The sequence below is a fragment of the Herbaspirillum sp. WGmk3 genome (assembly GCF_023952535.1).
Classification (GTDB): domain Bacteria; phylum Pseudomonadota; class Gammaproteobacteria; order Burkholderiales; family Burkholderiaceae_D; genus Herbaspirillum; species Herbaspirillum huttiense.
The window spans coordinates 19,168-32,319 of sequence record NZ_JAKYWT010000005.1 but is presented as its reverse complement, the minus strand read 5'-3'; the positions used below and the strand labels follow the sequence as shown (position 1 = coordinate 32,319).

The following is a 13,152-nucleotide window of genomic DNA, read 5'->3' as shown; positions in this document are numbered from 1 at the left end:
TATTGTTTATATCGTTTAGGAATCCGCTACCGGAATGAAAAAAGCGCGTGCATTTCTGCACGCGCTTCTTGTTGCTGCCCTCATCGATTCATCAACCCAATCGATGAATCGATACGGAGCTGAATGTCGAATCGATGAATCGATCAGGCCTTCACTGCCGGCTCGGTATTGCGCAGGCGGATGTGCAGCTCGCGCAGCTGCTTCTCGTCCACTTCCGACGGGGCATGGGTCAGCAGGCACTGGGCGCGCTGGGTCTTGGGGAAGGCGATCACGTCGCGGATCGATTCGGCACCGGCCATCATGGTGACCAGGCGGTCCAGGCCGAAGGCGATGCCGCCGTGCGGGGGCGCGCCGTATTGCAGGGCGTCCAGCAGGAAGCCGAACTTCAGGCGGGCTTCTTCGTCATCGATCTTCAGGGCGCGGAACACCTTGCTCTGCACGTCGGCGCGGTGGATACGGACCGAGCCGCCGCCCAGTTCCCAGCCGTTCAGGACCATGTCGTAGGCCTTGGCGATGGCCGCACCCGGGTTGGTCGAGATGAAGTCTTCGTGGCCATCCTTGGGCGAGGTGAACGGGTGGTGCAGGGCGACCCAGCGCTGGCCGTCTTCGTCGTATTCGAACATGGGGAAGTCGACCACCCACAGCGGACGCCATGCGTCGTCGAACAGGCCGTTTTTCTTGCCGAATTCGCTGTGGCCGATCTTCACGCGCAGCGCGCCGATGGCATCGTTGACCACCTTGGCCTTGTCGGCACCGAAGAAGATCAGGTCGCCGTCTTGTGCGCCGGTCTTTTCCAGGATGGCGTTCAGGGCCGCATCGTGGATGTTCTTGACGATGGGCGACTGCAGGCCGTCACGGCCCTTGGCCTTTTCATTGACCTTGATGTAGGCCAGGCCCTTGGCGCCGTAGATGGCCACGAACTGGGTGTAGGCGTCGATTTCCGAACGCGGCATTTCAGCACCGCCCGGCACGCGCAGGCCGACCACGCGGCCGCCTTCGCTGTTGGCAGCGCCCGAGAAGACCTTGAAGTCCACGTCCTTCATGACATCGGTCAGCTCGGTGAATTCGAGCTTGACGCGCATGTCCGGCTTGTCCGAACCATACATGCCCATGGCGGTGGCGAAGTCCATCACCGGGAACGGGTTCGGCAGGTCGATGTCCAGCGCGTTCTTGAAGACCAGGCGAATCATGCCTTCGAACAGGTCACGGATTTCCTGTTCGTTCAGGAAGGAGGTTTCGCAGTCGATCTGGGTGAATTCCGGCTGGCGGTCAGCACGCAGGTCTTCGTCGCGGAAGCACTTGGTGATCTGGTAGTAGCGGTCGAAGTTGGCCACCATCAGCAGCTGCTTGAACAGCTGCGGCGATTGCGGCAGGGCGAAGAATTCACCGGCGTTCACGCGCGAGGGCACCAGGTAATCGCGAGCGCCTTCCGGGGTGGACTTGGTCAGCATCGGGGTTTCGATGTCGATGAAGCCTTGTGCATCCAGGAACTTGCGCACTTCCATGGCGACCTTGTAGCGCAGGCGCAGGTTGTTCTGCATCTGCGGACGGCGCAGGTCCAGCACGCGGTGGGTCAGGCGGGTGGTTTCGGACAGGTTCTCGTCATCCAGCTGGAACGGGGGCGTCACCGACGGGTTCAGCACTTCCAGTTCCTGGCACAGCACTTCGATCTTGCCCGACTTCAGGTTGGCGTTGGTGGTGCCTTCCGGACGGTTGCGCACCAGGCCGGTGATACGCAGGCAGAACTCGTTGCGCACCGATTCGGCATTCTTGAAGACATCCGCGCGATCCGGGTCGCAGACCACCTGGACCAGGCCTTCGCGGTCGCGCAGGTCGATGAAGATCACGCCGCCGTGATCGCGGCGACGGTGCACCCAGCCGCACAGGCTGACGGTTTGGCCGAGCAGTGCCTCGGTAGTGAGGCCACAGTATTGGGTTCGCATGGACATGGTTGTGATTCCGTTGACAGTGTTCTTGTTGGATTTCAGAGAAGACGCTAAGGGCGAAGGCGGGGCTGGCCGGGCAGCGGACTGCCGGCCGCCCCCTCAATTCTTCGGCGCCGCCGCGTCGGTGATGATCTTCTTGTCGGTGACCATCTCGGGGGCGACCACGCCCATGGAGACGATGTACTTCAGGGCTGCATCCACCGACATGTCGAGCTCGATGGCATCGGCACGTGGCAGCATCAGGAAGAAACCGGAAGTCGGGTTGGGGGTGGTAGGGACATACACGCTGATGAAGTCACCCTGCAGGTGGTTCTTGACCTCGCCACCGGGCGCGCCGGTCAGGAAGGCGATGGTCCACGAACCCTGGCGCGGGTACTGGATCAGCACGGCCTTGCGGAAGGCGTTGCCGGAAGGCGAGAACAGCGTGTCGGAAACCTGCTTGACGCTGGAATAGATCGACTTCACCACCGGAATGCGGGTCAGCAGGCCTTCCCACAGCAGCACCAGGCGGCGGCCGATGAAATTGCGCGCGGCCAGGCCGGTGAGGAACACGATCAGCAAGGTCAGGATCGCGCCCAGGCCGGGGATGTTGTGGCCCAGCCAGTGCGCCGGCCGCCAGGCCTCCGGCAGCAGCAGCAGCGACTGGTCCATGGTACTGATGATCAGGTTCAGTACCCACAGCGTGATCGCCAGGGGGACCAGGATCAGCAGACCCGTAATGAAGTATTTGCGCATGGGGGAAAGGAAGGCCTCGTTAGCTGGCGCTGGGGGTGGACGCTGCCGCAGGGGCAGCCGCCGCCGGTGCCGGTGCGGGCGCAGCGGCCGGAGCAGCTGCAGCAGCAGGTGCATCGGCAGGCGCAGCGGGGGCGTCAGCTGAGCCGGCAATGCCGGTGCCATTGGCACCCTTGCTGTTGGCCGTGCCACTGCCATTGCCCCGGAAATCGGTCACGTACCAGCCCGAACCCTTCAACTGGAAGCCGGCCGCAGTCAGCTGCTTCCGGAAGCTGTCCTTGTTGCAGGAGGGGCAAACGGTCAACGCATCGTCAGAGATCTTCTGCAAGACATCCTTGGCAAAACCACACGCTTCGCAGCGATACGCATAAATGGGCATGACAAACTCCGCAAAAAACTTCCAAAACCCTGAATTATAAAGGCTTTTGGCGGAGTTTTAGTGAACCTGCCCGCGCAGGCGATGCGCTGGCGCGACGGCTCGGGCCTCGCACCAGGCAAAGATTTGCTTTTTGGAAAGTTTATTCACCACCCGGCCCTGCCGGTGGCCTGCTCCCGTCTCATCCCTCAACAGGGGCGGCGCGGCTGCTGCGCAGGGTGTCAAGAAATTCACGACACCACCAATGCACGTCGAACTGGCGGATGTTCTCCATCAGTGCGGCATGGCGCTCGCGCCGCTCGCCCTGCGACATCTGCAGGGCCTGCTGGATCACCTGGGCGGCACCGTGGGTGTCGTAGGGATTGATGATGAGCGCCTGTTTCATCTGCTCGGCCGCCCCGGCAAAGCGCGACAACACCAATACGCCCGGATCGTCCGGGTCCTGGGAGGCGACGAATTCCTTGGCCACCAGGTTCATGCCGTCACGTAGCGGCGTGACCAGGGCTACTGCGCAGGCACGGTACAAACCCGGCAGGCGCCGGCGCGCCACGGTACGGTGGATGTAGCGGATCGGCATCCAGTCGAAGTCGCCGAAGTCGCCGTTGATGGAGCCGCACAGGCTTTCCAGCTCGCGCTGGATGTCGCCGTAGGCTTCCACGTCTTCACGGCTGGGCGAGGCGATCTGCAGCAAGGTGGCGCTGTGGCGATTTTCCGGATACAGGCGCAGCAGTTCGCGGAAGGCGCGGATGCGCTGCGGCAGGCCCTTGGAATAATCCAGCCGGTCCACGCCGATCAGCAAGCGCCGGCGTGAGTACTCGGCCTTGGTGCTTTCATAGGTATCGCGCGCTTCCTTGGCCTGGCCCAGGCGCTGGAATTCGGCCACGTCGATGCCGATCGGGAAGGCATTGGCATGCACCGTGCGGTTGAAGGCGCGGAACTGGTTGGGACCGACCGGCTCGGCGGTCGCTTCGGCCTGCACGTACTGGGCGAAGTGCTGCAGGTCGGCGTGGTTCTGGAAGCCCACCAGGTCATAGGCAAACAGCGCGCGCATGAGCCATTCATGCGAAGGGATGGCAGTCAGGATGGGCGGCGGCGGCAGCGGGATGTGCAGGAAGAAGCCGATGCGCGCCTCGCAGCCCATGGCGCGCAGTTCGGCGGCCAGCGGGATGAGGTGGTAATCGTGGATCCAGACGATGTCATCGCGCTTCAACAGCGGAAACAATTTACGCGCGAAGAGCTGGTTGACCCGGCGATAGCCGCCCAGGTGACCCGCCTCGAAATGCGCCAGGTCCAGCCGATAGTGGAAGACCGGCCACAGCACGCCATTGGCGTAGCCGCGATAGTAGGCATCATGGTCTTCCTGCGACAGGTCGAGTTCGGCCAGGGTGACCGGGCCGGCCTGGTTGACGCGCAGCTCGCCCTCGCCGGGCGTGCCGTTCTCGACGACCTTGCCGCTCCAGCCGAACCAGAGTCCGCCAGTCTTCTTGAGTGTCTCGCCAAGCGCGACGGCCAGCCCGCCGGCAGCCGGCTTGCGGGGATCGGCGAGGCGATTGGAAACGACGACGAGTCTGCCCATCAGATCACCGCCTCCCATGACGCCGACAAGCGCATCGCACAGTTGATGATGCCCACCATCGAATAGGTCTGCGGGAAGTTGCCCCACATCTGGCGCGTGACCGGATGCGTATCCTCGGACAGCAGGCCCAGGTGGTTGCGGGCATCCAGCATGGCCTGGAAGATCTCGCGCGCCTGCTCCTTGCGGCCGATACGTGCCAGCGCGTCGATGCGCCAGAAAGTGCAGATGTTAAAGGCAGTCTCGGGACGGCCGAAATCATCCGGGGCTTCGTAGCGGCGCATGTAGGGGCCGTCGCAGAGCGATTTCTCCAGCGCTTCCACGGTGGAGATGAAGCGCGGATCGGTGGGCGAGATCAGGCCCACTTCCACCATCAGCAGCACGCTGGCATCGAGGTCGCGTCCGCCGAAGCTTTCGGCATAGGCCTGGCGCTGTTCATTCCAGGCTTCGGTGAGGATGCGGTCGCCGATTTCCTTGGCACGGTCGCCCCAGTAGCGGGCGCGCTCGGGCAGGTCCACGCGGGCGGCGATCTTGGCCAGGCGGTCGCAGGCGGCCCAGCTCATGAGCGCCGACGAGGTATGGATGCGCGAGCGGGTACGCAGCTCCCACATGCCGGCATCGGGCTGGTTGTAGACTTCATAAGCACGTTCACCCACGGCTTCCAGATGCTGGAAGTGCTCGGCCCCGGCTCGATGGTGCAGGCGCATGTCGTGGAAGGCCTGCGCCGCGCCCAGCACGATGTTGCCGTAGACGTCGTGCTGGAAGTGTTCATACGCCTGATTGCCCACGCGCACCGGCTGGTGATGCTGGTAGCCCGGCAGGTGATCCAGGATCTGCTCGGGCAGCGCTTCTTCCAGGCCGATACCGTACAGGGGCTGCACGTGCCCGCCACCGGAACGCACCACCACATTGGTCAGCCAGCGCAGGTAGTCTTCCATGGTGCCCAGCTCGGAGAGGCTGTTGAGGGCACGCACCACGAAGAAAGCGTCACGCAGCCAGCAATAACGGTAGTCCCAGTTGCGCTGGCTGCCCGGTGCTTCGGGCACGCTGGTGGTCATGGCGGCGATGATCGCGCCCGTATCTTCATACACTGATAATTTCAGCGTGATGGCGGCGCGGATGACGGCATCCTGCCACTCCAGCGGCGTGGCCAGGGCGCGGCTCCAGTTGCGCCAGTAGGCGGTGGTTTCCTGCTCGAAATCACGGGCGGTATCGTTGATGCCGCCATGCAGGGTTTCGTCCGGACCAAGGATGAAGTTGTAGGGGCGGCTGACCACGAAGGCGGTCTCGTCGACGATGTAGCTGATGGGCGCATCGGTATTGAGGCGCAGGGTCTGCTCCTGGCCGACATAGCGGATGTGGTTGCTGCCGCGCGTCTGCGGCGGCACTTCGCGGCCCCAGTCGAACTTGGGACGCAGCACCACGCGCATGCGCGGTGCGCCCGAGAGCGGATGGATGCGGCGTACCAGCTGCAGCGGACGGAAGAAACGCCCCCGGCTCTGAAAGCGCGGCGCCAGGTCGGTGATCTCGATACCCTGGCCCAGCGTATCGTACAGGCGGGTGCGCAGCACGGCGGTATTGGGTTCATACCACTGCTCGCTGTGGGAAAAATTCTCCAGTTGGAAGGCCCACAGTGCCCCGCTGTCGGTAGGGTCGAGCAGCGCATTGAAGACCGGGTCGCCATCGAAACGTGGCAGACAGCACCAGACGATGCGGCCCATCTTGTCCACCAAGGCCGAGAAGGCGCAATTGCCGATCACGCCCAGTTCCAGCGAGGAGGTCGAGGGCATGTCGTGCGCCTGGGCGGCCAGGTGCGGTTGTTCGGAATGCTGCGTCTGGGAGTGGGGTTGCGGTTGCGCTTCTTGATGCGGATTGGGGCTGGGCTGGCTCATGGTTCCTCGTGCTCTGTTCTGTGGGTCAGATTTCTTGATGGAAGGCGATGTGCTGCGGGGCCGGCAAACAGGCCGGTACGAAGGCTATCCGGGGGTGCTGCGTACCTCCACGCTCTGGCGCAGCAGGTCCAGCACGGCGGCTGGATCGGCCAGGCGTTGCAGGGCCTGGCTGGGGCCGGCGCCGATCTTGATGCCAAATCCGCCGAAGACTTCACCTTGGGCGATGGCAAAGCCGGCTTCATCGGTCACGTCATCGCCGATGAAGACCGGACGGCGGCCCCGGAATGGGGCCTCATGCAGGAAGGCGGCGACCGCATCGCCTTTGTTGATGTGCGGCTTGGCTTCCACCACCATCTTGCCGTGCAGCAAAGTGAAGCCCGGTTCATGGCGCAGCGCGTCCATCATGGTCTCCACGCAGCGCTGCTCCAGATGGGCGGCGTGGCGGTAATGCAGGGCCAGTGCGCCGCGCTTGAGTTCCAGCTGCAGGCCGGGATGCGACTCCACCAGCGGCAGCAGGCGCTCGCGCAGGTGATGCACGTCCGGCACCGGTTGCTGCAGGATGCGGCCATCGGCCGTACGCCGCTCGGCACCATGCACACCGGCCGCAGGCAGGCGCAGCGGGGCCAGGAAGAAATCCAGTTGATCGAGCGGACGGCCGCTGACGATGGCCAGCGCGCCGTCCGATTCTTGCTGGATGCGCTGCAGGAGCGTGATCAGCTCCGGCGGCACCACGATCTCTTCAGGCTGGGGCGCCAGGTCGACCAGGGTGCCGTCGAAGTCCAGAAACAACGCATCGGCAGCGACATCGTAGGGGCGAATGTGCTCAGTCATGCCATTTCAGGTTGATGGAAAGCAAATAAGTTCCGGGTGGCTCTCGAATTATTGTCAAATAAATATCGAATAAGTTCGAAAACCCGGGCGTTGGAATTGCTTTGACAGCACCTGGCCCAGCAGTTCTGGCGGCTTCCCCAAAAAGACGAAACGGCCGCGCGGCAAGGCCGGGCGACCGTTTCAATCAGGCAAGAGGGATCAGGACTGGACGCTGCCCTCGGCGGGCACCGCCACCATGGGCGGCACCGGGGCCAGCACCTGGGGCAGGAGCGAACCGGCCACCATGCCACCCATGGAGAACAGCAGGCCGGCCAGTTGCGGCGGCCACAGGCCGTCGGGGGCGGCGTATTCCAGCGTGATCCAGGAGACCAGGCCCAGCACCATGGCCATCAGTGCGCCCTGGCGGGTGGCACGCTGCCAGTAGACGCCGAAGGCCAGCGGCACGAAGGCGGCCACCAAGGTCACCTTGTAAGCGTTCTCGACCATTTCATAGATGCTGGACTGGCTGTTCAGAGCCAGCGTGGTCACGCCCACCGTGAAGACCAGCACCACGGCGCGCATCGAGAACAGGAATTCACGGTCGCTCTTCCACGGGCGAATTTCCTTGAGGACGTTCTCGGTAAAGGTCACCGACGGTGCCAGCAGGGTCGCGCTGGCGCAGCTCTTGATGGCCGACAGCAGCGCGCCGAAGAACATGACTTGGGCGAACACCGGCATCTTTTCCATGATGAGGGTCGGCAGCACCAGCTGGGAATCGGTTTCCAGCAGGCGCGAGACCATCGCCGGGTCGATCAGCGTGGCGGAATAGGCCAGGAAGATGGGGATGAAGACGAAGAAGAAATAGATCACGCCACCCAGCACCGAGGCGTTGCGCGCCACGTTCTCGTTCTTGGAGGACATGACGCGCTGGAATACGTCCTGCTGTGGAATCGAGCCCAGCATCATGGTGATCCAGGCGGCAAAGAACCACAGCACGTCTTTCAGTTCAGCGGCCGGCCAGAAGTTGAACTTGCCGGCCTCGGCGGCGTGCGCAATCACGACTCCCGGACCGCCGACCATACCCGAAACTTCAACTCCGATATAAAGCATGCCGACCACCACGATGATCATCTGCAGGAAGTCCGTGATGGCCACGGCCCACATGCCGCCCATCAGGGTATAGATGAGCACGCTGCCGGCACCGATGATCATGCCCCAGTGCATGGGAATGTAGCCGCCCGAGACGACGTTGAAGACCAGCCCCAGCGCCTTGATCTGCGCCGCCACCCAGCCCAGGTAGGAAATGACGATGCAGATCGTGACCAGCATTTCGGCGGCACGGCCGAAGCGCTTCTTGTAGTAGTCGCCGATGGTCAGCAGGTTCATGCGGTACAGCTTCTTGGCGAAGAACACGCCCACCAGGATCAGGCACAGCGACGAGCCGAAGGGATCGGCCACGATGCCGCCCAGGCCGTCCTTGAGGAAGGTCGAGGAAACGCCGAGCACCGCCTCGGAGCCAAACCAGGTCGCAAAGACGGTCGCGGTCACCACCGACATCGGCAGCGAGCGGCCGGCGACGGCATAGTCCTTCGAACTCTTCACATAGCGGGTGGCATACAGGCCGATACCGACCGAGATGACCCAGTAGAGGACGACGAACCAGAGCAGTGCATTCATGCCTTTTTCCTTGCAGGGGGGTAAGAAAAACGCGCATTATAGCGGCAACTTCCTCACGCAAAGCCGCTTGCGGCAAGACTTTTCATCTGTCGCCAGCGGGCCACAGCCGTGCTGGCCGCTCACTGCGGACTGGTCTGTCGGCAAGCAAGAAATGCTCCCGCTCACAGGGGGGCGGGCCTTCAGGAATTTGTCAGGGGAGATGAAGCGGAAGGGAAGCAGCCTGCGCCGCCGGAAGCGGCAGCGCAGGAGAGGGAGGGATCAGGCACCTTCGTTGTTGCGCTCGTAGGAGGGGCAGCCGTTCTTGCCCCACTTGCCGTCGCACAGCTTCCACAGGCAGCTCTCGCGCGCAAAGACGGACAAGGTGCTGCATTGCTTGACCTGCTCGGCCAGGGTCGGCACGGGCTGCACTTCCACCACTTCCGGCACCGGCACCACGGCCTGGGCGCGCTCCGCCTTGGCGCGGGCGTTGGCCAGCTGGGCCTCGGCTTCGCGGCGCCGCTGTTCGCGCAGGGCCAGGGCGGCATCCTCGCGGCGGTGGCGGGCTTCGGCGGCGGCACGCTTCTGCGCCAGTTGATGGGCCTTGTCGTCTGCTTCCTGCTGCAGCTGGGCGATCACTTCGGGGCCGGGGGCAGCATCGCTGGCGGCAGGCTGGGCATGGTCCAGGCTGGCGGGCGGCGCCACGGCGTCCACCGGGGCCGCCTTGGATAGCGGCGGCAATTGCTGCATCACCGGCTTGAGCGAGCGTTGCGGCCATTGCGCCCCCACCCACAGAGCGACGCCGATGATGGCCAGTGTCAGCAGCGAGACCAGCAAGGCCCCACGGGTCGACGCGCGCGGCTCCGGTTCGCTGCGCGGACCACGCGGACCACGGCGGGTCTGGGCTGCGGGCTCTTCCTGCGCCGCCGGCGCCGTGGCGGTGTCTTCATACGGCAGGCTGGCGGTGCCGGCTGAGGTAGCCACCGCCGCCGTAACGGCGGCTGCGGCAACAGCGGCAGCCGTGATGTGCGAGGCCCGGACTTCCAGTTCCTCTTCGCTCAGGTCAGGCTGCACGGACGCAACGCGTGCTGGTGCCGGCGACTGGCTGGCGTGACTGGACTGACTGCTGTGTATGACCTGGCCGGACGGATCGCCATGGCCGGCCTGCGCCACGCCCTCGCTGGCGACGCGACGGTCGCGATCTCCCTCTGACCGTTCCAGAACTTGCATTGGAATTCCCCTGTATTACGCTAGCGACCACCCGTCCCGGTGGCCCTGATGTGCTCCCTCACGTCCGTGAATGCTTGCCAGGTCTCGCGTTGCGGGCAGCTCTGCCCCCAGGCATGTTCTGATGCTTCGATTGTTTTTCGGACGGATGGCTATTTTGCGCCGAAATTTCTGAAAGGCAAAACAAAAATGCGGCTCTGCAAAAAATATCTGCAGCCAAGCCAGGCGGGACTTGCCGGGCTATCAATAATCGCGCCAGGAATGATGCACAAAAGGAAACGGCAGCCCCGTTTCCGGGACTGCCGCTTGGCAGACCGACAATAAATCGCGTCAGTCCACGATCTTTTCCAACGCGAACAGGTCGGCCGGATTTTCACGGGCACGGACCAGGTGGACCTGGCTGCCATCGACCAGGACTTCCGCCGCACGGCCACGGGTGTTGTAGTTGGAGGCCATGGTCATGCCGTAGGCACCGGCCGACATCAGGGCCAGCAGGTCGCCCTCGTGGATGGCCAGTTCGCGCGAGCGGGCCAGCCAGTCGCCGGATTCACACACCGGACCGACCACGTCGTAGATGCGGGGCTGGCCGGCGTTTTCCTTCACGGTCTGCACGCCATGCCAGGCTTCGTACATGGCCGGACGCATCAGATCGTTCATGGCAGCATCAACCACGGCGAAGTTCTTTTCTTCACCATGCTTGAGGTATTGCACCTCGGTCAGCAACAGGCCGGCATTGCCGACCACCGAGCGGCCCGGCTCGAACATGACCTGGATCGGGCGGCCGTCGTACTTCTTGGCGCGCCAGGCGTCGACGCGGGCGAACACGCGCGCCAGGTAGTCGCCGATGGCCACCGGTTGCTCGTCGTCGTAGCGGATGCCGATGCCCCCTCCGATGTCGAGGTGGTGAATCGCGATGCCTTCGGCTTCCAGCGCATCGACCATGTCGATGATCTTGTCCAGTGCTTCCAGCAGCGGCGAGTCGTCCAGCAGCTGCGAGCCGATGTGGCAGTCGATGCCGACCACGTCGATGTTGGGCAGGGCAGCGGCGGCGCGATAGCAGTTCAGCGCATCTTCATAGGCCACGCCGAACTTGTTTTCCTTCAGGCCGGTAGAAATGTAGGGATGGGTCTTGGCATCCACGTTGGGATTGACGCGCAGCGAGATGCGGGCGCGCTTGCCGAGCGCACCGGCCACTTCATTCAGGCGCGCCACTTCGGGGATGGATTCCACGTTGAAGCAGAGGATGTCATGTTCCAGCGCCAGCTTCATCTCGTCGCGGCCCTTGCCCACGCCCGAGAAGATCACCTTGCGCGCATCGCCGCCGGCGGCCACCACGCGCAGCAGCTCGCCACCGGAGACGATGTCGAAGCCCGAGCCCAGCTTGCCCAGCAGGTTCAGCACCGCCAGGTTGGAATTGGACTTGACCGAGTAGCACACCAGTGCGCCACCCTTGCCGCCCTCGGCACGGCCGGCCGCGCGGCAGGCATCGGCATAGGCCGAGAAATTCTGCACCAGCGCCGACTTGGAATAAACGTAGAGCGGGGTGCCGAACTGATCGGCCAAGGCTTGCAGGGAGACGTCTTCGGCGTGCAGCGCGCCGTTGCGATAGGAAAAGTGGGACATGGGAATCCGGAAAAGTCAGCGGAAAAAGGCAATCGGTGGAATCATCCGGCGCAGTCCCCGCCCTCATTGCCGGGGGACCGGCCACAGTACAGCGCGATGTTTCAGCCAGGCATCATCGTTTGGGAGCGTCGGCGGCGGGGGTGTCGCCGGAGGCTTTGGCCTCACCCTCCTGGGTGCCTGCCTTGTCCTGGGCCGCTGCCGGCGCGGCGGGCTGGGTGCGCACGAAGGGATCAGGCGGCACCTTGGGCATGTACAGCGGGCCTTTCTGGCCGCAACCGGCCAGCATCAGGACGGCGGCGCACAGCGCCAGGGAAGCTGCACAACGGACGGGAGAATGGGGTGACTTCACGATAAAATGACGGATTACATCGAAATCTTAGAATGACTTGGAGTGTAGCATGACCGAATCGGAATTCCTGGACCTGGCTGACGCCACCCTCAACGCCATCGAGACGGCCCTGGAAGACGCCTGCGACGCCAGCGACCTGGATGTGGAATGCAGCCGCAGCGGCAACGTGCTGGAAATCGAGTGCGTGGACAATGGCTCCAAGATCATCATCAACAGCCAGGCCCCCATGCAGGAAATGTGGCTGGCCGCGCGTTCCGGCGGCTTCCACTACAAGTTCGACGGCAGCCACTGGATCAACACCCGCGATGGCACCGAGCTTTACGCTACGCTGTCGGAAGTGGTCAGCAGCCAGGCGGGCGTTCCCGTCACCATCAAGCCCTGAGCCAGCGCGGCGCCGGCCTGCGCGTCCTGCCGCCCCAGCGGCGGTGCGCCTGAACCTGCGCCCTGCCGGCTTGCACCGTCCACAACAATAAGACTGCAGCATTCATGCGTCGATCTCTCCGACATCCTGCCTTCCTGTTCCTGCAGCGCGGCCTGGCGCGCCTGCGCTGGATCCTGGCGCTGACCGTATTGGCCGTGGCGGCCGCCCTGCTGCTGCCACCGCTGGTGACGCGCTTCAACCACGACCACAGCCCGCAAGCACTGGCCGCCGAGAAGGACATGCAAGCCATCGCCGCCGGGCTGGAACGCTATCGCCAGGACAATGGCCGCTATCCCAGCGCCGCCCAGGGCCTGCTAGCCCTGGTGATCAAGCCGACCCGGGCACCCGTGCCGGGCAACTGGCCCATCGGCGGCTACGTGGATCGCCTGCCGCGCGACCCCTGGGGCAATTCCTATCAGTACGGTGCCGATGACGACGGCACCAGTTACGAACTCTATTCCTTCGGCCAGGCCGGCCCGGACGGCGGTGCCGACGGCGAACAGGTCATCCGCCAGCATTGAGGAGACCGATCAGGCGGCAACTATCGCCT

At 64.0% G+C, this 13,152-nt stretch carries 12 protein-coding genes; 2 read left to right on the top strand and 10 right to left on the bottom strand.

Annotated features, from left to right (window positions below; all coding sequences use genetic code 11):
* Nucleotides 1–143: 143 nt before the first annotated feature.
* From aspS to MKD49_RS18675, 10 genes are all read right to left on the bottom strand, one after another.
* Nucleotides 144–1,949 (bottom strand): aspartate--tRNA ligase, encoded by a 1,806-nt coding sequence (gene aspS, locus MKD49_RS18720; RefSeq protein ID WP_209533794.1) that lies wholly within the window; start codon nucleotides 1,947–1,949, stop codon nucleotides 144–146.
* 96 nt (nucleotides 1,950–2,045) lie between these two features.
* Nucleotides 2,046–2,681 carry a DUF502 domain-containing protein gene (locus MKD49_RS18715; protein WP_034329425.1) on the bottom strand — a complete coding sequence of 212 codons (636 nt, stop codon included), beginning with the start codon at nucleotides 2,679–2,681 and terminating at the stop codon, nucleotides 2,046–2,048.
* A gap of 19 nt (nucleotides 2,682–2,700) precedes the next feature.
* Nucleotides 2,701–3,057 (bottom strand): FmdB family zinc ribbon protein, encoded by a 357-nt coding sequence (locus MKD49_RS18710; protein ID WP_121042382.1) that lies wholly within the window; start codon nucleotides 3,055–3,057, stop codon nucleotides 2,701–2,703.
* 178 nt (nucleotides 3,058–3,235) lie between these two features.
* Nucleotides 3,236–4,630, bottom strand: a complete 1,395-nt coding sequence (gene otsA / locus MKD49_RS18705) for an alpha,alpha-trehalose-phosphate synthase (UDP-forming) (protein ID WP_039785232.1) — start codon at nucleotides 4,628–4,630, stop codon at nucleotides 3,236–3,238.
* Entirely contained in the window at nucleotides 4,630–6,519 is a 1,890-nt protein-coding gene (locus tag MKD49_RS18700) for a glycoside hydrolase family 15 protein (protein WP_252697053.1), read from the bottom strand. Before MKD49_RS18700 ends, otsA begins: the two co-directional genes overlap by 1 nt.
* A gap of 84 nt (nucleotides 6,520–6,603) precedes the next feature.
* Entirely contained in the window at nucleotides 6,604–7,350 is a 747-nt protein-coding gene (otsB, locus tag MKD49_RS18695; RefSeq protein WP_034329435.1) for a trehalose-phosphatase, read from the bottom strand.
* Between the two features lie 198 nt (nucleotides 7,351–7,548).
* Nucleotides 7,549–9,006, bottom strand: coding sequence for a sodium:solute symporter family protein (locus tag MKD49_RS18690; RefSeq protein WP_252697052.1), 1,458 nt, complete (start codon nucleotides 9,004–9,006; stop codon nucleotides 7,549–7,551).
* 258 nt (nucleotides 9,007–9,264) lie between these two features.
* Nucleotides 9,265–10,212, bottom strand: a complete 948-nt coding sequence (locus MKD49_RS18685) for a phage tail protein (protein ID WP_252697051.1) — start codon at nucleotides 10,210–10,212, stop codon at nucleotides 9,265–9,267.
* A gap of 327 nt (nucleotides 10,213–10,539) precedes the next feature.
* Nucleotides 10,540–11,832 carry a diaminopimelate decarboxylase gene (lysA, locus tag MKD49_RS18680; RefSeq protein WP_204726228.1) on the bottom strand — a complete coding sequence of 431 codons (1,293 nt, stop codon included), beginning with the start codon at nucleotides 11,830–11,832 and terminating at the stop codon, nucleotides 10,540–10,542.
* Between the two features lie 112 nt (nucleotides 11,833–11,944).
* Nucleotides 11,945–12,181 (bottom strand): lipoprotein, encoded by a 237-nt coding sequence (locus tag MKD49_RS18675; RefSeq protein ID WP_121042375.1) that lies wholly within the window; start codon nucleotides 12,179–12,181, stop codon nucleotides 11,945–11,947.
* Nucleotides 12,182–12,230: 49 nt separating this feature from the next.
* Here MKD49_RS18675 and cyaY point away from each other — a divergent pair, with 49 nt between their 5' ends.
* Nucleotides 12,231–12,563: an iron donor protein CyaY gene (gene cyaY / locus MKD49_RS18670; protein ID WP_204726229.1), complete on the top strand. Its 333-nt coding sequence runs from the start codon at nucleotides 12,231–12,233 to the stop codon at nucleotides 12,561–12,563.
* 104 nt (nucleotides 12,564–12,667) lie between these two features.
* Nucleotides 12,668–13,123: a type II secretion system major pseudopilin GspG gene (gspG, locus tag MKD49_RS18665; protein ID WP_034331869.1), complete on the top strand. Its 456-nt coding sequence runs from the start codon at nucleotides 12,668–12,670 to the stop codon at nucleotides 13,121–13,123.
* The last annotated feature ends 29 nt before the right edge of the window (nucleotides 13,124–13,152 follow it).

Coding starts and splice junctions, on each gene's coding strand:
- MKD49_RS18700 (WP_252697053.1), bottom strand. CDS start 6,519: ATGAGCCAGCCCAGCCCCAATCCGCATCAAGAAGCGCAACCGCAACCC.
- gspG (WP_034331869.1), top strand. CDS start 12,668: ATGCGTCGATCTCTCCGACATCCTGCCTTCCTGTTCCTGCAGCGCGGC.
- otsB (WP_034329435.1), bottom strand. CDS start 7,350: ATGACTGAGCACATTCGCCCCTACGATGTCGCTGCCGATGCGTTGTTT.
- otsA (WP_039785232.1), bottom strand. CDS start 4,630: ATGGGCAGACTCGTCGTCGTTTCCAATCGCCTCGCCGATCCCCGCAAG.
- MKD49_RS18690 (WP_252697052.1), bottom strand. CDS start 9,006: ATGAATGCACTGCTCTGGTTCGTCGTCCTCTACTGGGTCATCTCGGTC.
- MKD49_RS18685 (WP_252697051.1), bottom strand. CDS start 10,212: ATGCAAGTTCTGGAACGGTCAGAGGGAGATCGCGACCGTCGCGTCGCC.
- MKD49_RS18710 (WP_121042382.1), bottom strand. CDS start 3,057: ATGCCCATTTATGCGTATCGCTGCGAAGCGTGTGGTTTTGCCAAGGAT.
- aspS (WP_209533794.1), bottom strand. CDS start 1,949: ATGTCCATGCGAACCCAATACTGTGGCCTCACTACCGAGGCACTGCTC.
- cyaY (WP_204726229.1), top strand. CDS start 12,231: ATGACCGAATCGGAATTCCTGGACCTGGCTGACGCCACCCTCAACGCC.
- lysA (WP_204726228.1), bottom strand. CDS start 11,832: ATGTCCCACTTTTCCTATCGCAACGGCGCGCTGCACGCCGAAGACGTC.
- MKD49_RS18715 (WP_034329425.1), bottom strand. CDS start 2,681: ATGCGCAAATACTTCATTACGGGTCTGCTGATCCTGGTCCCCCTGGCG.